The organism is Elusimicrobiota bacterium (assembly GCA_041658405.1).
Taxonomy (GTDB): domain Bacteria; phylum Elusimicrobiota; class UBA5214; order JBBAAG01; family JBBAAG01; genus JBBAAG01.
Window position 1 is genome coordinate 24452 of record JBBAAG010000006.1, and the last position, 20792, is coordinate 45243.

The 20792-nt window shown below is 43.2% G+C and carries 13 protein-coding genes and 1 tRNA gene; 9 read left to right on the forward strand and 5 right to left on the reverse strand.

What is annotated here, in order from left to right; translation table 11 throughout:
• The first annotated feature begins 15 nt into the window (after positions 1-15).
• Complete coding sequence (locus WC955_02240) at positions 16-3120, forward strand: efflux RND transporter permease subunit (protein ID MFA5857864.1); 3105 nt, start codon at positions 16-18, stop codon at positions 3118-3120.
• Between the two features lie 20 nt (positions 3121-3140).
• Here the strand turns inward: WC955_02240 and WC955_02245 are convergent, their stop codons facing one another.
• Together WC955_02245 and WC955_02250 are read right to left on the reverse strand one after the other, a co-directional pair.
• Entirely contained in the window at positions 3141-4655 is a 1515-nt protein-coding gene (locus WC955_02245) for a DUF1846 domain-containing protein (protein MFA5857865.1), read from the reverse strand.
• Positions 4636-5019, reverse strand: coding sequence for a hypothetical protein (locus WC955_02250; GenBank protein MFA5857866.1), 384 nt, complete (start codon positions 5017-5019; stop codon positions 4636-4638). Before WC955_02250 ends, WC955_02245 begins: the two co-directional genes overlap by 20 nt.
• A 185-nt stretch (positions 5020-5204) precedes the next feature.
• Between WC955_02250 and WC955_02255 the strand changes: the two genes are divergently transcribed.
• Genes WC955_02255 through WC955_02270 form a run of 4 tightly spaced genes read left to right on the forward strand, consistent with a single transcriptional unit; the run spans position 5205 to position 10741 of the window.
• Positions 5205-7490, forward strand: coding sequence for a pyruvate formate lyase family protein (locus WC955_02255; GenBank protein MFA5857867.1), 2286 nt, complete (start codon positions 5205-5207; stop codon positions 7488-7490).
• A gap of 18 nt (positions 7491-7508) precedes the next feature.
• Positions 7509-8327 carry a glycyl-radical enzyme activating protein gene (locus WC955_02260; protein ID MFA5857868.1) on the forward strand — a complete coding sequence of 273 codons (819 nt, stop codon included), beginning with the start codon at positions 7509-7511 and terminating at the stop codon, positions 8325-8327.
• Positions 8328-8376: 49 nt separating this feature from the next.
• Positions 8377-9480 (forward strand): carboxynorspermidine decarboxylase, encoded by a 1104-nt coding sequence (nspC, locus tag WC955_02265; GenBank protein ID MFA5857869.1) that lies wholly within the window; start codon positions 8377-8379, stop codon positions 9478-9480.
• Between the two features lie 25 nt (positions 9481-9505).
• Positions 9506-10741, forward strand: coding sequence for a saccharopine dehydrogenase family protein (locus tag WC955_02270; protein ID MFA5857870.1), 1236 nt, complete (start codon positions 9506-9508; stop codon positions 10739-10741).
• 19 nt (positions 10742-10760) lie between these two features.
• Here the strand turns inward: WC955_02270 and WC955_02275 are convergent, their stop codons facing one another.
• Positions 10761-11945 (reverse strand): MFS transporter, encoded by a 1185-nt coding sequence (locus WC955_02275; protein ID MFA5857871.1) that lies wholly within the window; start codon positions 11943-11945, stop codon positions 10761-10763.
• A gap of 72 nt (positions 11946-12017) precedes the next feature.
• Here WC955_02275 and WC955_02280 point away from each other — a divergent pair, with 72 nt between their 5' ends.
• The 4 genes from WC955_02280 to WC955_02295 all read left to right on the forward strand — a co-directional run bounded on the left by WC955_02280 (position 12018) and on the right by WC955_02295 (position 17007).
• Positions 12018-13961, forward strand: coding sequence for a GDSL-type esterase/lipase family protein (locus tag WC955_02280; GenBank protein MFA5857872.1), 1944 nt, complete (start codon positions 12018-12020; stop codon positions 13959-13961).
• 1 nt (position 13962) lies between these two features.
• On the forward strand, positions 13963-14433 hold the full coding sequence (locus tag WC955_02285) for a hypothetical protein (protein ID MFA5857873.1): 471 nt from the start codon (positions 13963-13965) through the stop codon (positions 14431-14433).
• A gap of 33 nt (positions 14434-14466) precedes the next feature.
• Positions 14467-16866 (forward strand): PQQ-binding-like beta-propeller repeat protein, encoded by a 2400-nt coding sequence (locus tag WC955_02290; GenBank protein MFA5857874.1) that lies wholly within the window; start codon positions 14467-14469, stop codon positions 16864-16866.
• A gap of 68 nt (positions 16867-16934) precedes the next feature.
• Positions 16935-17007, forward strand: a tRNA-Asn gene (locus tag WC955_02295).
• Between the two features lie 202 nt (positions 17008-17209).
• Here WC955_02295 and WC955_02300 read toward each other — a convergent pair.
• Both WC955_02300 and WC955_02305 read right to left on the reverse strand, forming a co-directional pair.
• Positions 17210-18442 (reverse strand): ATP-binding protein, encoded by a 1233-nt coding sequence (locus WC955_02300; protein ID MFA5857875.1) that lies wholly within the window; start codon positions 18440-18442, stop codon positions 17210-17212.
• Positions 18443-18684: 242 nt separating this feature from the next.
• Positions 18685-20784 carry a beta-galactosidase trimerization domain-containing protein gene (locus tag WC955_02305; protein ID MFA5857876.1) on the reverse strand — a complete coding sequence of 700 codons (2100 nt, stop codon included), beginning with the start codon at positions 20782-20784 and terminating at the stop codon, positions 18685-18687.
• Between the last annotated feature and the right edge of the window lie 8 nt (positions 20785-20792).

Sequence of the window (20792 nt, forward strand, 5' to 3'; positions counted from 1 at the left end):
GAGTAATAACCAATAATGTTGTCTGACATATCAATAAAAAACCCGGTATTCGGATGGATGCTATTGATTGGTATCATCGTATTTGGCGGCCTTTCGTTTATGACACTTGGCGTAAGCCAGTTACCCGACGTAGACGCGCCTGTATTGAGTATAAGCGCGTCATGGGAAAACGCAGCGCCGGAGATTATTGAAACAACAATTACGGATATTATCGAAAGTACGGTTATTGGAATCCAGGGCGTGACAGAAATTAATTCTTCATCAAGAAAAGGGCAGGCATGGATAACTGTTACGTTTGATATCAATAAAAACATTGATGTTGCGTTACAAGAGGTTCAGAGCAAGCTTGCGCGGGCACAACACTCGTTACCGGAAGATATGGAACCCCCTACAATAATGAAGTCCAATCCGGAAGATCAGCCGATAGTATGGATAACCTTCTCAGGGAAACGCGGGATGAAAGAACTTATGCAGTTTACCCAGGATTATCTTAAGGACCAGTTCTCCACGATCCCTGGTGTTGGCGAAGTAACCCTTGGCGGGTTCGCGGAACCGTGTTTGCGTGTATGGCTGAACTCAGATAAAATGTTGCAAAACGAACTCACAGTTGATGATGTTACCGCAGCGATCGGGTCGGAACATTCTGAAGTCCCCGCGGGATATATAGACACCGGGACAAAGGAACTTAATATCCGCGTAGTAGGCGAAGCCGGTAGCGTTGAAGAGTTTCAATCAATAATTATTCCTGGCCGCCGCGGTGCGCCTATGTGGAAAAAGTTCAGGATAAAAGATGTTGCGGATGTTGAAGACGGAATGGCAGATCTCAGGCATATAGCGAGAACGATGGGTGAGCAGTCGGTGGGGATCGGGATACGGAAACAGCGCGGGACAAATGCTGTGGAAGTTGCGAAAAATGTTAAGAAACGTATTGCGGAAATAAAAAAATTTCTTCCGGCAGACACAAATCTGTCTATACGGTTTGACACTACAAAGTTTGTTGAAGAATCTATAAAAGAAATGAATTTTGTGTTAATCCTTTCAGTTGTTCTGACAGCGTTTGTGTGCTGGCTGTTCCTTGGTTCTATTAGTTCGGCAGTAAATATATTTCTGACAATTCCGATGTCGATTATTGGCGCGTTTTTTGTTATAAAACTTTTTGGGTTTACGTTGAATACATTCACGTTATTAGCATTATCGCTGGTCGTAGGGATTGTGGTGGATGATGCTATTATGGTGCTTGAGAATATTACACGCCACAGGGAAGCAGGCGAGCCGCGGATACGCGCTGCAATAAAAGGCGCACGGGAGATATCCTTTGCCGCGATTGCTGCTACGTTGTCGATACTCGCAATATTTATCCCCGTAATTTTTATGAAAGGCGTTATTGGCAAAAACTTTTTCCAGTTTGGCGTAACAATATCATCAGCAGTAATGATTTCTTTACTGGGAGCCTTGACATTAACCCCGATGTACAGCGCGCAGTTTTTGACCGTGGGCCACACAACGGGTATCGGCAGGTTGATGGACCGTATAATGGCGGTATTACGGAAAGTATATACCTCCCTGCTAGGCCAGTGCTTACGCCATCGCTGGAGGGTAATATTCGTGGCAGTAGTGTTTTTCACGGGGTCATTGTTTTTGTTTAATTTAGTTAAAAAAGAGTTTGCTCCTGCGCAGGACCAGAGTATGTTGAATGTCCGGATACAAACTGATATAGGGACATCATTGGAAATTACGGATAAAGTATTTGCCGCAGCAGAACTAGCTGTTATGCAAATACCCGAGTCGCAAACGTATTTCAGTAATTTCGGGGGTAGTGATTCTAACTCCGGCAATATTTCGTTAACACTAAAAAAACCCAAAACCCGGCCTATAAACAAAAAGAAAAACCGTGTGCTTACCCAGCAGGAAATAATTCCTATGGTCCGCGAGAAAATTAAGGCTGTCCCCGGTGTACGCAGGGTTACGGTTCAAGACCCGTCGTTGTTAAGTTTTGGCTCGCAACGCGGGTTCCCGGTTGAGTTTACGCTGCGCGGGCGTGACTGGGCAAAACTTGCGGAGTTAAGCAAGGAAATGGCAAAACAAATGGATGCTTCCGGCGTTATGACTGATGTTGATAGCGATTATCGTATTGGCGTACCGGAACTCGCTGTATTACCTGACCGTAATAAAGCAGCGGAACGCGGGGTGAGTATTTCTACTATTGGCAACACAATAAACGCGTTGATTGCCGGTGTGCGTGCCGGTAAATATACTGCCGGTGGGAGAAGGTATGATATTCGCGTACAGTTGGTATCGTCGGACCGTAAACAGGTTAAGGATATCAGCAGGATATGGGTACGTAATAACCGCGGGGAAACTGTGCGGTTATCTGATGTTGTTAGTATAGGCCAGCAGCCTAGTATGCTGTCAATTATGCGGCAAAACCGTGAACGCGCAATCCGCGTATTTGGCAATATCGCGCAGGGAAAGTCGCAGGGTGAAGCGTTACAGAAGGTTGAAGAAATAGCAAAAAAAGTATTGCCCGAGGGTTATAAAATCGTATTTTCGGGCAGTTCAAAAACGTTTAAGGAATCGTTTAATAGCTTATACGTTGCGTTAATTCTTGGGATTTTTGTGGCATACATGATACTTGGTGTGCAGTTTAATAGTTTTATTCATCCGTTCACCGTACTTCTTGCGTTACCGTTTAGTATTTCCGGTGCAGTTATTGCGTTATTGCTAACTCATAACTCGTTGAATATCTACAGCGCTATCGGTATAATACTTCTGATGGGCATTGTGAAAAAGAATTCTATATTGCTGGTAGATTTTACCAATCAGTTAAGGGAAAAAGGTGAGAATGTTAATGACGCGTTGATGAAAGCATGTCCCATACGGTTAAGGCCGATTATTATGACGTCGTTCTCCACTATTGCCGGGGCGATACCTTCTGCTTTGGCGCTCGGGCCCGGTGCGGAGTCCAGAATACCAATGGCGGTAGTTATAATCGGCGGTGTATTGTTCTCTACGTTGTTAACCCTTTTTGTAGTTCCTTGTGCATATAGTTTATTGTCGCGGCTTGAAAGCCGGGCGCATCAGCAGGAAGTGCATGAAGCTATTAAGGAACTCGGGCAATAAACAGTTGATTGTTCCCGGGTTTAACTTTCGTAAAGTTTTGTTGTTGAAAACTGCGGGTCGCTCGTGAGGTTTACCCCAAGTTTTTTTAATCCGGCGTCATCTCCCGGTGTGGGGATATGCGTGGTATGAACTTCACAACCCTGTAAATCCTTGAGTTTTTCCATCGCAAGCTGTGCTGCGGGATTTGATGCGGAACTTATACTCAACGCTATAAGCGTTTCTTCCAGGTCGAGGCTGACATTTTTTGCGCCTAATATAGTTTTTTTGAATTTACCTATGGATTCCAGGATGTTAGGCGATAATAAATGTATATTTTTAGGTATCCCCGCAAGTTTTTTTGTTGCGTTCAGTACAAGGCATGATGCTGCGTGCATCAACGCAGAATTTTTGCCGGTAACTACGGTACCGTCTTGCAGCTCAATCGCTGCACCGCAGTAAATACCGTTATGCCCTTTTTTCTTTGTTTCCGCATCTTTTGCAGCTTCACGTGCCGGTGCGACAACACTGCGGGCTTCAGGTTTCAGCCCGAGTTGTTCCATCAGCATTTCTTCACGCTGGACAGTATCTCTTTCTTCCAACCCCATAGCATACTCGCAACACGCACGGAAGTAGCGCCGTATAACTTCCTGTTTTGCCGCGTCCTTCACAATTTCGTCGTCAGTTATTCCGAAGCCTGCACGGTTGACACCCATATCCGTAGGTGATTTATACACATCTTTGGTACCCATTATTTTTTCTAGTATACGACGTATCACAGGAAATACTTCTACATCGCGGTTGTAGTTTATCAAGGTTTCCCCGTATGCTTCAAGGTGGTGAGAGTCAATCATATTAAAATCTTTGATATCCGCGGTAGCGGCTTCATACGCAACGTTGACCGGATGCTTAAGCGGGATGTTCCAGATAGGGAATGTTTCGAATTTAGCGTAGCCCGAGTTTTTGCCGTGCTGGTGGTCATGATAAAGCTGGGAGAGGCACGTGGCGAGCTTCCCACTGCCGGGGCCCGGTGCGGTGACAACAACTAACGGCTTATTTGTTTTTATATACGGATTAGCGCCGTACCCGTCTTTACTGACGATTGTGTCAATATCGGTTGGGTATCCTTTGATTGCGAAGTGAGTATATACGTTAACCCCGCGGCGTTCAAGTTTGGTTTTAAACAATTTCGCAGCGGGTTGGTTGCCGAACCGCGTGATTACAACCGCGAGGACGTTTATATCCCATTCTTTGAGGTCGTCAATAAGCTTCATAGCGTCAACGTCGTAGGTGATCCCGAAATCTGCACGGATTTTACGGCGTTCAATATCACCGGCGTAGATGCATAGTATGATATCCGCATTGTCTTTAAGTTTTTGGAGTAACCGCATTTTTACGTTGGGGTCAAAACCGGGTAGTACGCGCGCAGCATGGTAGTCATAAATAATTTTTCCGCCGAACTCAAGATAAAGTTTGTTATCAAACCTTTTTGCGCGTTCCATAATCGCTGCAGTTTGTTCGTTAAGGTATTTTTCGTTGTCAAACCCTGTTTTTCTCATCTTGGCATGCTCCTTCTTTTATTTTTTTTGTTTTAAACACATAAATTTGGTTTGCCAGGCGGTACCAACCCTGGACGCTGTTCTCGAGTTTGAAGTAGTGGATAATATAGGGAATCAGGAGTATAAAAAATAACGCGTCTACAATAATGAAGCCAGTATTTTTGGAGTAAAGAGTGAAAAATACTGTTAACAGAGACATTATGGCAAACGCGAGGGTTACTAATAAATGTATTAACCGTTCATGCTGCAGGTATTTTATCTGCTGGTTATGGAATCTGTAGAGCTCTTCCCAGTCGTATGCCGGGTCATAGTTTTCTATCAACGTGCGGATATGTGTTTCGTGTTTCTTCAAATATGCGTTCATATTTTTATCAAATAAATACCCCTTCAATTATGATAACGCCATTGTTTAAAAGTAATTATAGTACCCGTTTTCCTATGTTGCAACAATAATGTTAAAAATATTTATACTGAGTACAATTTTATATAATTATAAAATTAGAGCGCGGGTGTTGATTATACATAAGTTCATATCAGGAGATTTTCTGTATGCTATCAAAAAGGTTTCAGCAGTTTAAACTTGAAGCGGAGAAGGATGTAGGGAGTAAACAGCGGTATGACTTTCTGCTTGACCGCGCTGTATTGTTGACGGAAGGGTATAAGCTTAACACTGCCGTACCGTTCGAACTTAGACGTGCAAAAGCGTTGGCGTACCTCATAGCAAATACTAAACCGCGGATGGATGAATCATCAATTATTGCGGGGTATTACCCGCATGTAAACGGTATGATGATCGCATATCCCGAATTATTTGGGTCAGGGGTGAAAGATATAAATGATTATGTTTCGAAAAAACCATACAAAGGAAAACAAAAAGCGCAGCTTGTCGACGTTCTTGAGTTTTGGACACGGCAGGCGCCGGTGAGTTTAAATACTGCTATTTCTGATCCCAAAATAGGAAGTTATCGATATAACGGCATATTTATGGGTTCTGGTTGGTGTAACGGGCATTGTGTGCCGAATCACGAAAAAATTTTAAAGATAGGGTATTCCGGTGTAGCTAAAGAAGCAATTGCTGTAATTAAGAAATTAAAACCTGAAGCACCAGGTTTTTATGAGCATAAACTGTTTTTAGACGGGATTATCGATATTTGTAATGCTGTAAAAGTTTTTGGGGAGAACTATGCTGCGGAACTTGAACTACGTGCAAATAAATGTGGTGGTACAGAACGCCAGAGGTTGTTAATACTTGCGGATACCTGCCGCCGGGTGCCGTACTATCCTGCGGAAAGTTTTATCGATGCTGTGCAATCATTATGGTTCCAGCATATGATGATTACTATGGAAGACCAGCCTAACGCGCAATCACCCGGCAGGATAGACCAGTTTCTTTATCCTTACTTCAAAAAGGATAAGGTTGATGACGCGACAGCTACTGAATTAATGACAGACTTGTTTTTGAAATACTGGAAACCCTATGATGTGCAGAACACGATGGTTGGCGGGCAGAGGGTTGACGGTACTGACGCAGTAAATGAGTTGTCGTATATCACTCTAAAAGTGCTGAAGGATTTGCATATGATCCGCCCGGTATCCGTTAGATATCACAAGAAAACGGATTTCGGGTTAATTGAAGCTGCTGCGGATGTTATCTCTGACGGTATGGGTGTTCCCATGATGTTCAACGACGATATTATAATCCCGTCATTGCTGGATAAAGGTATTTCTTTGGAAGACGCGAGGGATTATGCGATTATCGGGTGTATTGAAGTGACTATCTCCGGGAAAGCCAACCCCCGAGCGGTGAGTCATTTAATGAACCTCGGAAAATGTTTTGAGCTCGCAATAAATAATGGTAAAGACATGCGTACTGGCGGACAGCTTGGAGTAGAAACCGGGTATCTATATAACTGTAAGAACTCTGCGCAGTTAATGAGAATATATAAGCAACAGGTTGAATATTTTGCGAAGTACGCGGTTGCAATGTCGAATACCGGCGAAAAAATTCAGGCGTCAACTTATCCTATGCCTATCCTCTCTGCGATGACGGATGATTGTGTATCCCGCGGGGTGGACATCACAAAAGGCGGAGCAAGGTATAACTACCATAGTACCTGCGGGATCGGTGTGCCAAATGTTGCGGACTCAATCGCTGCGGTTGATACTTTATGTTTTAAAACAAAAAAGTTGTCATTACGCAAGGTGTATAACGCATTAAAAAGTAATTATAAGGACACTGAACCTGTGCGCCTGTTGTTGCTAAACCACGCGCCAAAGTACGGTAATGATATTGACTATGTGGATAAGTACGCACGTGAAGTTGCGGGGCATTACTGCGACGTTATGAGTAAACACCGCAGCCCTACCGGGCAGTATTTTACGCACCTGTTTTCGTTCCGGTGGCACCTTGATCCGTGCGGGAAAAATTGCTGGGCAACGCCTGACGGGCGCAGGGCCGGTGATCCGCTGGCATACAGTATTTCCGCAACACAGGGACGGGATATTATCGGTGCGACAGCTGTGTGTAATTCAGTTGCAAAAATTGACCATCGGAAGTCCGCGGCAGGGACGTCGTTTATTATTGAACTTCATCCCAGCGTGTTTGATGATGATGGATACAAAAAAGTTGCGGCACTGATGAAAACCTTTTTTGATAACGGCGGGGGTCAGTTGCAGTTCAATGTTGCCTCCGCGGATACTTTAAAAAAAGCACAGGAGAAACCTGAGGATTATAAAAACCTTTTTGTCCGGGTATCAGGTTTCAGCAGCCAGTTTGTTACGCTTGATAAAGAAATGCAGGATCATATTATTGCACGGACTAAGCATAGAAGGTGAATAGGTAATACAATTTAAGTGGAGAAAGCCGTAATCTTTGATATCCAGCGGTTCTCGGTTCATGACGGGTACGGTATACGTACTACCGTATTTTTTAAGGGATGCACTCTTAATTGCGTATGGTGCCAGAACCCGGAATCGATTTCCGCGAAAAAACAGTTGTTGTTTCATTCCGAACTTTGTATTACCTGCGGTGCGTGCGCAATAATTTGTGGTAACGGGCATAAGATTTTACATAATAAACATGTATTCAATCGCAGGCCTTGTATATCGTGCGGGAAATGTACGTCCGCGTGCTTGACAAAAGCGTTGGTGGTTTCCGGGAAGGAAGTTACTGTAAACGATATCTGTGATGAAGTGGTGAAGGATAAAAAGTTTTATAGTTCTTCCGGTGGGGGTGTAACATTTTCGGGGGGTGAGCCTCTGGTATACTCATTGTTTATCCGCAGGGTAATGGATAAATTGAAGAAAGTAAAGGTCGGGGTTGCAATCCAAACCGCGGGGAATGTTAAATGGGAAAATATTGAACGCGTGATCGATGCTGATATTTTTATGTATGACCTTAAACTTATGGATCCCGGGCTTCATAAAAAGTATACAGGATATTCCAATGACCTTATACTCCAGAATCTCAGGAAATTATCTGCCCTGCGTAAAGTAGTTGTGCGGACACCGTTAATCCCCGGGATCACTGATACCAAAAAAAATGTTGCTGCTATAAAACGTTTTGTGTCTGCACTACCAAACGTTATAGAATTAAAGTTCCTGCCTTATAACGAATTCACGCCGGCAAAATATAATGCGTTAGGGCTTAAATATAAACTTCGCAGCATTTAATATTTCATAGTATTTACAAAAATATTTAAATGTGATATATTTTTTTATTATGAAAACGCCATATTATTTTATCGACGAAAATAAGTTGATGTATAATCTTCTTAAAATAGAGAAGTTGCGCAAACTTTCCGGGACAAAGTCAGTGCTCGCGCTTAAATGTTTTTCTACATGGTCAGTATTCAACCTTATGCGTAAGTATATGGATGGAACCACAAGTAGTTCGTTGTACGAAGCAAGGCTTGGGCATGAAAAGTTTGGGAAAGAAGTTCATGCGTACAGTGTTGCATGGAAGGATAACGAAATCAGTGAAGTAAAAAAGTATGCAAGTAAGGTTATCTTCAATTCTATTTCTCAATTAAACCGTTTTTATAGAGAAGTCAGGACGTTGCCTTTGGGTTTACGTGTGAACCCCGGGATTAGTTATTCGCATTTTGACCTTGCAAATCCTGTACGTAAATATTCGCGGTTAGGCGTGTGCAGTATTAATGATGTAGAACGCGTGCTTCCAAAAATATCCGGGTTAATGTTTCATTATAACTGCGAGAATAATGACTATAAAAACATCTGCCAAAACCTTAGTTTCATCGCGGATAAATACGGGAAAATACTGAAAAAACTTGACTGGGTAAGCCTTGGCGGCGGGTATTATTTTACGCAGAAAGGGTTCCCGCTTGAAAAGTTTGCACATAAACTCAAGGAGTTTAGCACAACTTTTGGTGTGCAGGTATACCTTGAACCCGGGGAAAGTTCTATCACTCAAAGCGCAGAGCTTGTCACTACAGTCGTAGATATTGTGCGTAACAAAAAAAGTGTTGCGATAGTCGACGCATCAACGGAAGCGCATATGCTTGACCTCCTGATCTACCGCATCCCGGCGAAGATGGAATACGGTATAAGTAAAACCGGAAAGCATAGGTACATCGTTGCGGGACGGTCATGTTTAGCGGGTGATATTTTTGGTGAGTACTCTTTTAAATCGCCGTTGCGGATAGGCAGTGAACTGCGTATTACCGACGCTGCGGGGTATACTATGGTGAAAAAAAACTGGTTCAACGGTTTACAAATGCCGTCGATTGTAGTGAAAAGGTTAAACGGTAAATTGGACATCATAAAAAGTTTTAGTTATAATGATTTTAAAGATAGTTTGTCGTAATATGAAACAAGGAGATTAAGTTTAGATGAGAAAGAACGTGTTGATCATCGGTGCGGGCGGTGTTTCGCATGTAGCAGCGCATAAGGCTGCAATGCATAACGACGTATTAGGCGATATCTGTATAGCGTCACGGACACAAAAAAAGTGTGATGCTATAATAGAAAGCGTTAACCGAAAAAATAATGTTAAGGATAAAAGTAAAAAACTGTATTCCCGCCAGGTCAACGCATTAGACGTAGCTGCAACAAGTAAGCTTATCAAAGAAACAAAATCTGATATCGTCCTTAACCTCGGGCAGGCGTATGTTAATATGTCAGTCCTTGAAGCATGTATCAATACCGGTGCGGTGTATATGGATACCGCAATACATGAAGATCCGGGTAAGGTATGCGAGGACCCGCCCTGGTACGCGAACTACGAATGGAAACGCCGTGACCGGTGTAAGGACAATAAGGTTACAGCAATCCTTGGGGTTGGGTTTGATCCCGGTATAGTCAACGCATGGTGCGCGCTTGCGGTAAAGCATTACTTCGACAAGATTGATACCATCGATATTATGGATGTCAACGCAGGTAGTCACGGTAAATATTTCGCAACAAACTTTGATCCTGAGATAAACTTCCGTGAGTTCAAAAAAGTGTGGACATGGATTGACCGTAAATGGGTGGAAGCTAAAGTACATGATGTGAAACGGTTCTACAACTTCCCGGTTGTCGGTAAACTGCCGATATATCTTAACGGCCATGACGAACTTCATTCGTTATCAAAAAATATTGATGCTAATAGTATCCGTTTTTGGATGGGTTTCGGGGATCATTATATTAATGTGTTCACAGTACTTACCAAGCTCGGGTTAACCTCCGAGAAACCGATTAAGACCGCGGAAGGTGTTGAGGTTATACCGCTGAAAGTCCTGAAAGCATTACTTCCCGACCCGTCGTCATTAGCGCCGGGGTATACCGGTAAAACGTGTATCGGTAATCTTATTAAAGGAACTAAAGACGGGAAACCTAAGAAAGTGTTTATCTACAATATCTGTGACCATGCGGAGTGTTATAAAGAAATTGAAGCACAGGCAATTTCGTATACTGCCGGAGTGCCGCCCATAGCTGCAGCGATGCTTGTCGCTAACGGTAAGTGGGATGTCAAACGTATGGTCAATGTTGAAGAACTTGACCCGGACCCGTTTATTGAACTGCTAAACGGTATGGGCTTACCAACAGAAGTGTTGGAGAACCCGCCTGAACAGGAAATGCCATAATATATTTTCTGTAGAGTGTTTATGTGCGTATCTTCAACGTAAACACAAGGTTTACCAGTGCGAGTACTGCGCCGCTGAGGAAAATGTATTCGTACCCGAACCGAGTCCATACAATACCGCCGAGTAATGCAACACTTATCGAGAATACGTGGTCAATCGACGTTCCTGCGGATAATGTTGCGGTAACGTCCTGCGGAGATAATGCTACTTTCTTAAGATACGTAGCGCGGGCCATACTCACAGACATTAGCAGCTGGTCTATGATATAACACCCGCTGATGATTGCCAGTGCAACACCATGGCTGAACATTTTACCTGCAAATCCATAGAATACGCAGACAAATACTGTCATCACGGTTTCTATAGAAAGGATCACGCGTTCACCGTACTTATCGATCCATCTCCCGAGTAAGGGTTTGAATACTATACCTATAATCCCGCCGATAGTGAGCAACGTTGCGATTGCCTGTGTTGGCTGCATATACACGGTGATCAATACCCACGGAGCGAAGGTCATGAATAACTGTTTTCTCGTGCCGAACATCACGGTTAGGATGTAATACAAATAGTACTCTTTCCGGTAAACAAGTTTTGTTTTAAACGGGACGGGCATATTTTTTTTCATCCCGAATATTAACCCCGCAGCGAGAAGCAGGAATACAGCGGAAATTATGAATGCCGTGGGAAAGTTTAACCTCAAATATTTGAACCCCAGAAAAATAAAGAAACTACCGGCAATCGCTGCGAAATTACCCGCACCCTGTAACTGCCCAAGCCGGCGGCCGGTCTTCCCATCCCTCGCGAGTTCCATCCCGATATCCGAGGTTAACGGCAAAAATATGTGCTGGCCTAAACTGAAGATAAACAGCCAGGCAAGCATTACAGAAAAACTTTTTGCTGTAAGGGCAATTAATAATATCCCGATGGCAGCAAGAACCTGTGATACCGCTGCCAAAGTGCGGTTACAAAAGAAAAATAGTAGTGCAGATATAAAAACTACCATCACACCGGGAAGTTCACGCGGGAGTTCAATCACTGTCCTCTGCAGGCTCGTGATAGCGTATTGTTCATTCAAGAAGTTGTTGAATGTAGACTCCACAATACTTGACGCAAAGCCAATGAATACAGTTGCCAGTAAAAATAGCCAGAAGTCGCGGGGTAATGATCTTGCTTTATCTTTAAACTGTTCAATATACTTTTTCAAAAAATAATCCTTATGTTCTGTTGATACTATAGTTTATAACAAAAAATGTGTTAAGTTGTTATAATATTGATTATGAATATATTTATCGTAGTTATAATTTTACTCTGTATCCCTGTTACGGGATATACCGCCACGTCAATCGATGCGGATAATACAAATATACAGTATATCGGCCGGATAGATTTTAGTAACCCAAAAAAACCTGCGTTTGACTGGTCCGGCGCGTATATTTACGCAAGGTTTACCGGTACCTCATGTAAGATCAGGGTACAGGAGCCAATGGCGGATTGTTGGTATAACGTTTTTGTTGATAACGCAGCGCAGCCGCTGGTTATTGGTTCGACAGTAGCAGCGGCAGTGGTATATCCTGTTGCCAGCGGGCTAGCGGATACCACGCATTCAATACTTATCACGCGAAGAAATGAAGCGTCACTCGGGAAAACACAGTTTCTCGGGTTTATCCTCGATACTGGGGAGGCATTACAGGCATGTCCCGCGCGTCCCACACGGAGGATTGAAGCAATCGGTGATTCAATCACCTGCGGGTATGGCAATATGGGCGCCGCGACGGATACTTTTAAAAAGTCTACGGAAAACAATTATCTTACTTACGAAGCAATAGCTGCACGGGCGTTAAACGCAGATTTTACAGTTGTTGCATGGTCAGGGAAGGGTGTTATACGCAACTACGACGATTCAGTAACGGCTTCCGCTACGCCATTACCTATGTATTATTACCGTACATTGGGGAATAGTGTTAATTCCTCAACCTGGACTTTTATACCTCAACCACAGGTTATTACGATACATCTTGGGACTAATGATTTCTCAACTAGCCCGAATCCCAGCCAAACACAGTTTGAGAACGCGTACCTCGCATTTGTCCAACAGATACGGTTAAGGAATCCTGATGCGCATATCGTATGTATTTACAGTACATTAATAAAAAGCGCGGTCAAGCCGTATATCCAGGATGTGGTAACACAATCGGGGGATAGTAAAGTACATTTCGCGGATCTCGGAGTTACGCTTAACTATCCCGCAGACTGGGGTGCCAGCGGGCATCCAAACGTAAGCGGGCATCAGAAAATGGCAAATGCGCTGGTACCGTTGATACAAAACTTTTTTGTTGCGGATTCAACTCCGGTTAATACCGCACCGGAAACGCCGTATACACTTACCGGCAGCAGTTATACTCTGACGAATACCACCTGCACGTTTAATACTGCCGCCACCGATCCTGATGGTGATAATGTGAAGTACCGGTACGACTGGGGTGACGGAACTACAACGGAGACTACACTGCAAACTTCTGGAGTAACGGTATCCGTACAGCATTCATGGCCCGCAATCGGGCAGTATAGTGTTAAAACAAAAGCTGTTGATGAGCATAACGAAGAATCCGCGTGGTCAGCTGTATTAACCGTGAGGGTATCTTCCGTAACGTATTACTGCACTCTCAGCACCTCAATAAACCAGGTTGAGTGGGGATACATAACAAAAACACCGGAGAAAAGTGTTTATATTAAAGGTGAACAATTACAACTTACTGCTGTCCCGTCTGAAGGTTATAGGTTCACGAGTTGGTCCGGCGGGGTGACGAGCGAAACAAATCCATTGACCTTAGCATTGGCTACCAATACCGCAGTAACCGCAAATTTTGAGATCATCATCCAAAGTACTTTTAGTTTAACCATAAATATATCCCCTACCGGTGCGGGGGCCGTTACAAAACAGCCGAATATGATACATTACTCATCGGGGACTACGGTAACGCTTACCGCAAAAGCGGCAGAGGGTTATGCTTTTAAAGAATGGGCCGGTGATGTTATGAGTACGTCTAATCCAGTAACGTTTAAGATGTCTTCCCCAAAAACTCTTACCGCCGTATTTGACGTGCGGGCGGTTGAGCAAGAAGATACTGTAAAACCTGCGGAAGTTCATATCGGTTCAAGCGGGGGTATCCGCAAAAAAATCGGTGAGTTAAAACAAAAAATGTCTTCCACAGGACAGTGATATGAACTTATACAAAAAAATATGTACTACCGCGGTTCTGGTGTATATCCTCGCAATCCCTTCTTCTGTGGTAGCTGCCTCAAAGATGGATCTCGGGGTAACATTAGGTACTTACGGTATCGGCGCAAAGGTTGGGTTTACCAATAATTTTGCAGCGGAACTACGGTATGCACTTGAACCAGATGTGCATAACACATCCTTCCGTGGATGTTATTTGTTCTTACAAAATAAGAATTTGTCACCGTTTGCCGGGGTTGAGTACGGGTTGATAGATTTTGTAGCGGAAGATATCACGGGTACTGGGAATATGATGAACGCTTTTATCGGGAGTGAATTACGGTTAAAACCCTGGCTTGCATTAAATATTGACCTCGCGTATTCGTATGTCACGCTTACCTCGGGGGATTATAGTGTTGCCGGGCCGGAATGGTTGTTCAATGCAGGTATTGTGTTTTACCTTAAAACTAATTAATAATTATAGAATAAGGATGGGGGTAATAAAAGAATGAGAGAACAAAAAATGTGTGTTTTAGCAGCGGTATTGGTAGCTTTAACTGTAATACCGGTACTTGCAGCGGATGATGAACCCGAGGATGTGAGCTCAACAATAACAGCGGCGGTACAACCGGTGAGTATAACAGTATCGGGTGCTGTGTTTATTGACAAAAACGGGAATAATGTTATGGATCCCGGCGAAAACGGTATTGAAGGTATACAAATAACTGATGGTGTAAGTATTATCCTTACCGGCAAAGACGGGACGTACAAAATCGTTGCAGACTACATAAAATCACCGTTTGTATATGCCACCCAGCCTAACGGTTACAGATTCGCAGGGAAGTTTTATACATATATCACAACAGTAACTGCTGTGATGACGTCAAACTTCGGGATTGTCCCGGTTGAGGGTTCAACCTCACCTGATCATACGTTTGTGCATATAACGGATATCCATATCGGCAGAGGCGGGCTTGGCACTGTTTATGATAATGCAGTGAAAGAGATTAACGGATTAACCCCAAAACCTGCGTTTATAACAGCTACCGGCGATCTTGTGAATGCAGGGAAGGATACAAAAAGTTATGAAAAGTATGCCGATATCATAAGTAAGTTTAACCTTCCGATATACAACGTTTTGGGAAACCACGATATACCGGTAAAGAATTATGAAATGTTCTTAGGCCCTGCGTATTACTCCTTTGATTACGGTACCCGGCATTTTGTTGTGGTCAACTGCAAAGAAGAGAACAGGTATACGCCATGGCTTATGCAGGACCTGGAATTGAATAAAGACAAAGAAATTGTGGTGTTCCAGCACTACCACCCGGAGAAAAAGTTGCTGGATTTACTGTCAAAATATAACACCAGGGCATTATTATTCGGGCACTGGCATTCTACACGGACAATAATGTACGGTAAGATAATGATTATCGCTACACAATCATGGTTATTCGGGGGTATAGACTTTTCACCAAAAGGTTTCCGTGTGATAACATTCAAAAACGGTAAATTATCGGCCGAAATTAAGTACTCTGGAATTACGCGCCACGCAGTTATCGCAAGTCCCGCACAGGAAGTTCGGGCAGGTGAGGATATAGATATACGTGTTAACCTGTACGATACGGTATCCGGTATCGCTGCGGTTGAGGCGAAGATCGATAACGGTAAATCTTTGGTATTAACCCCGCAAGGCGGATGGTTATGGAAAACCCAGGTACCTGTCCCGGGTAAAAAGTTGTCAACGGGTAAACACATAGTATCTATAAAAGTTCACGGGGTGGATGGTTCAACACTAGGCATGTCTTCTGAGTTTATGATAACTAAAACCCCGGTGGTAACTTCCCCGAAGTTGGTTAGCACAGTGTATGCCGGTAACAATACAGCGTTCTCATCACCGGCAATATACAAAAACACAACAATTGTTGGAACACAGGATGATAGGACAGTAGATACCAGCGCAATTGTTGCAGTTGATAACACAGCGGGTAAAGTTGTGTGGAAGTACGGTACTGACAGTGCGGTCATCGGCAGTGTTGTGATAAACAACGGTATTGCTTATGGTATTTCCGTTACGGGTACGTTGTACGCGGTAAACGCAGAGGACGGTGTATTACGCTGGAAGTATACATTGAACGCTCCGGAACAGCGCTGGGTATACAATGCTCCGGAAGTAAAGGACGGGGTTGTATATTTTGGTGTACCGTCACAGTTTGTTGCGTTAGATGCGAATACCGGATACCAAGTATGGGCATCAACGGGGTTAGGCAGTACGGACTGGATAAGTACGAGGATGGCACCGTATAGCGACGGAAAAAATGTGTATATTGCATTTAACTGGCACGGCGTGCTTAACGCTGTGGATAAAACTACCGGGAGTACTGTTTGGCGGTATAAGTTCGGCGGGCGGTATACCAGCGCAAAAGTCGCGGAGAACGGTAACTTAATATACTTCACAGCGGATAAAAAATTATACGCTATCGATAAAAGTACAGGCGGTGTAGTGTGGGCGTACACGGTTAAATCGCTGTGGAACGCATCAGAGCCGGTAGTAACCTCCGACGGGACCGGGCTTATCATCGGTACATCCGATGGGCAGGTGGTTAGATTAAACACCGCAGCGGGAACAAAAGTGTGGGAGTATCAAACCGGTAAAGAAATCGGGTGTTCATTACCCTACCGCAGTGCGGGTGTCAGCGCAGTGATGTCCTCACCGTTAATAGTAAATAATATGGTGTATGTCGGTTCAAATGATGGTAATGTTTACGCGCTGGATGCCGGGACAGGTGAAAAAAAGTGGGGATACACTCTTGGCGTGCCGGTAGTATCAAAACCGGTAGTTGAAGGGGATAAGGTTGTTATCGCAGCTACAGACGGGAATATCTATACACTCGAACAACCTAAATAGACAGTCCTTGATTTATTCGTGAGTATGTTTTATAATACTCTGCGTTCCGGTTTTTTGGGAGCACGGATTCCCCGGTAGCTCAATTGGTAGAGCACCTGACTGTTAATCAGGTGGTTGATGGTTCGAGTCCACCCCGGGGAGTTTTTTAGTTATAGTCCTACTCATTTCAAAACGTTTCACTAGTGCCATCTTTTACCATCCTGTACATTTTACCGCTTTAAGTACACTATACCTTTGACTACAAAGATGTTTCAATTTGTTTCACTGTTATCATTTAGTAATGGGGAACGTGCATGTTTTTATTGAAAGGGGGATTTATATGTGTACAGGTATTCGGATTTTGTTAAGTTAAGTTAATACTTTTTCTAGGATTCCTGAAAAAATCCGCTATAGTTATATACTGAAAATCTCCTTTATCCTTTATTAAGTTATTTGTTTGTAGAATGACTGTTTTCTGTGTCTTTTTATATCTTCTTCCAAACAAATCTAGTGAAGTTAAAAGTACAGGAGAATTTCCAGATTTTACTTCTATGGCAATTAATTTGTCTCCGGCTTGAATTACGAAATCTACTTCATCGTCTCTGTCACGCCAATAAAAAAGTTCACCACCTATTTCTTGAGCAATAGCTAGTAGTTTCACTCCTATAGCATTTTCAGTCAATCTACCCATCAACGCTTTGTCCTTCAGCGTAACCTTATAACCAGTGCCTCTCGTGGCAGTAACTAATGAATTATCCCATACCAATATTTTTGGGGTGGATCCTCTCTGCTTGATTCTGCTGCCGCTGTATTTCTCCAGAGGGGATAATAGAAACGCATTAGATAATAACCTTAGATAAGACGCTATTGTTGTAGTATTCCCGGCATCCTGCAACTGGCCAAGCATTTTTTGGTAGCTGATTATTTCAGCAGGATGTACCAGCCCAATGCCGAGTAGCTGGCGTAACAATGCGGGTTTGGTAATCGCCGACATGAGCAGTACATCTTTTGACAGGACAGTTTCTATCAACGAATCTCTGATATATTTTGACCATCTTGGCTCATCATCACGCAAAGGAATTGCTCCGGGGTATCCTCCAAAATAAAGGTATTCCTCTATTTTCATTTTAAAGTATTCTTCACATTCAGGAAATGACCAGTGGGTATGCCTGTGGATTTCAAAACGTCCGGCTAGGCTTTCAGTCAACCCTTTTTGCACTAAAAGTGATGAAGAACCTAAAAGAATAACTCGTATCGATTTTTTTGTTCTCTTATCTTCATCAAACAATTTTTTTACAACTTCACTCCAGCGCGGTATTTTTTGTACTTCATCAAGTATAAGAAGTGTTTTACTTCTTTTCTTCTCGTATAATACCCTGGCTTCATCCCATTGCGCTGTAATCCAATCAATAGTAGGGGTATTCGGCAAGTCTGCGGTTTTATAAAGTTTTGGCCCGGCCCACTTCTTGTATAACTGCAGAACGAGAGTTGTTTTTCCAACCTGTCGCGGCCCTATAACAACCTGAATTAGATTCGGTTCTCCATGCGACCTTTTATCCAGTTCATCAAACAGGAACTTTCTGATATATTCTTTCATAATGCAAAAATAATAGCATGTCAGGAAACATCTGTCAAACGAATAACTCAATCCATTGAGTTATTCGTTAATATTACCACAGAAGCGTTTATGTATTAAATGGATGTGTTTTAACATTGAAAAGTGACCCACTTCTAACATCCAATATTGACCCAGTCTGTAGTTATTGTTACCGTCGCAATCGTTATACATACTCCCGTGTCATTTCTGAAGATTAAATTGGGGCAATTACCAGGGCTATTTTACAATGTTATCTTCACAACTTCGTACTCTCCAATTCTTGGGAGTACAAACTTTACAGTATTTCCTTTTTGCGTGAATTTAAGTTTTTTCCCGGACCACAACGCGGTGACAGATTGTATTTTGTTCTTAACCTTGAGTTCAACCTCGACGTAGTGCACAGGTATAATTTGTTCAATCGGCCGTTTAGTTTCGGATGTGAAGTTCACGAAGTATGCATAAACATCACCGGTTTCTTTACTTTTCCTTACCGTAATCTCGATAGATGTCGGTGTATTGGTAAGTTTTACCTCAACCCCGGCTAATGATTTCAATATATTCCTTGTTATACGATAAAAGTCGGGAAGGTTAAACCTGGCTAATGCATGTCCTACAGTTCCGGCAAAAAAGATTGACCGTCCTTTACCATACTTGTTCTCAATAAGGAACGGTTTCTCAGACTTCTTCGGTGCACCGGCATACCGTCCCAGCAGCGGTTCATAAAACTTTATTGGCGCTGCGAGTTTGGTGGTTACATTCAACCCGTGGATGGTAGAGACAATATAGTTTCGTTTATTCAACCCCTTTACACTAAAATGGTTAGGATTTGCTGCGTAAATAAAGTCCCAGTTCAGCGGGCCGAACGGCGTACCAACACTTTGAATACCCATAACATCTGCTAGTTGCAGGTTTTTACACTTCTTTCCTTTTTCATCGTACAACGATGTTTCAAACGAAGACAAAATGTTCCCGCCGGAATTGACAAACTTTTTCACGCCGGTAACAACATTCTTTGACATACACGCAACATTGGGGAATACTACCAGTTTGTACTTCGGGTCGATATTCTCAAGCGCTTTTTCGTCGATAACATCAAACGGTACATGGTTCCTCGCAAGAATAGCGTAGAACCCGTAAAACTCTTCCAGTACATTCCCAGCTTTTTCAGCTTTCATCTCTTTTGTAAAATCGGTCAGCGGTATTTCAGAACCGGTATAATAATTCCCTGTTTGAGCAGGCCACACCAACGCAACGGATGCCAACGACGCGGTGTTTATAAACAGTTCAGGATACTTTTTGATAAACGCATTGTATTTCTGCAGTACCTTCATCTCGTTCGGGTAACACTCCGGATCATCCGAATACGAAATATTCACGTTCGATTGATGCGTAATTGTTTGGCTGTACAGAATACTGATCTCACCAGCGGGTAAGGTTGAGAAATTCCAGGGTTTATGCCCCGTTGCACAGAAAACTACTGATGGTTTACCGCCCGCCAGTCCATTGATCAATTTCGAGGTAGCTCCGGGTTTGTAAATAGACTCGCGTAGCTCGCCGATAAGAAACCCGCCCTCTGTTCCGAGCATATCGGTAACTTCGATGATTTTACGGTTATTCCTGCCTGTTGGCCAGTCCGGAGATATCGTGTTGCCGTTCATGTAAAGCAACGTATCAGGGTTCGCTTGTTTTATCACGCGGTTGGATTCAGCAAGAAACGCGTGCATACTTTCCGACTGGAACTCTAAGAGATCGTACCACTGAGGGTTATCGCGCTGGGAAACAAGCTTAGTTTTCGAAGGTAGTTCATACCCATACTTTTTTTGGAACGCGGTTTTGCACGCGGTGCAATAACACGTGTCCGCCAAAAATATAGGCCCGTCAAAAAATATGCCGTCCACCCCGCAGGACGCGAGGTCACGTACGACTTTGAATACCCGTTCCCGCCATGGACTGTTGATGCAAAATGAAGTATTTCTGCTGTAGAGGTTGTCTACGGCAATGCCGTCCTCTTTCCTCTGTACCCAAGCCGGCATAAGATCGATATACTTAGTATTTTCGGAGTGAACGTTGTAGTACACGATTACCCGCGTTTTTTGTTTCCGTGCATGCTCAAGATATTTTTTTAAGGATACTGAATCAATTTCTAGAGAATGGTCCCATGGTACATGAAATATTTCTTCAGGAAGATCGCTTCCCCCGCGTTTAAACGCGTAGTTTATCAAATGTTCGGCATTACCGCCGAGTTTTTTAAGGGTTTGTATTTTCTTTGTAAAATCATCAAACTTATCCGGGAATTTTATTATCCGTATCGGCTCCGTAAGCCACCATTTCTTTTCGCTCATGATATCCT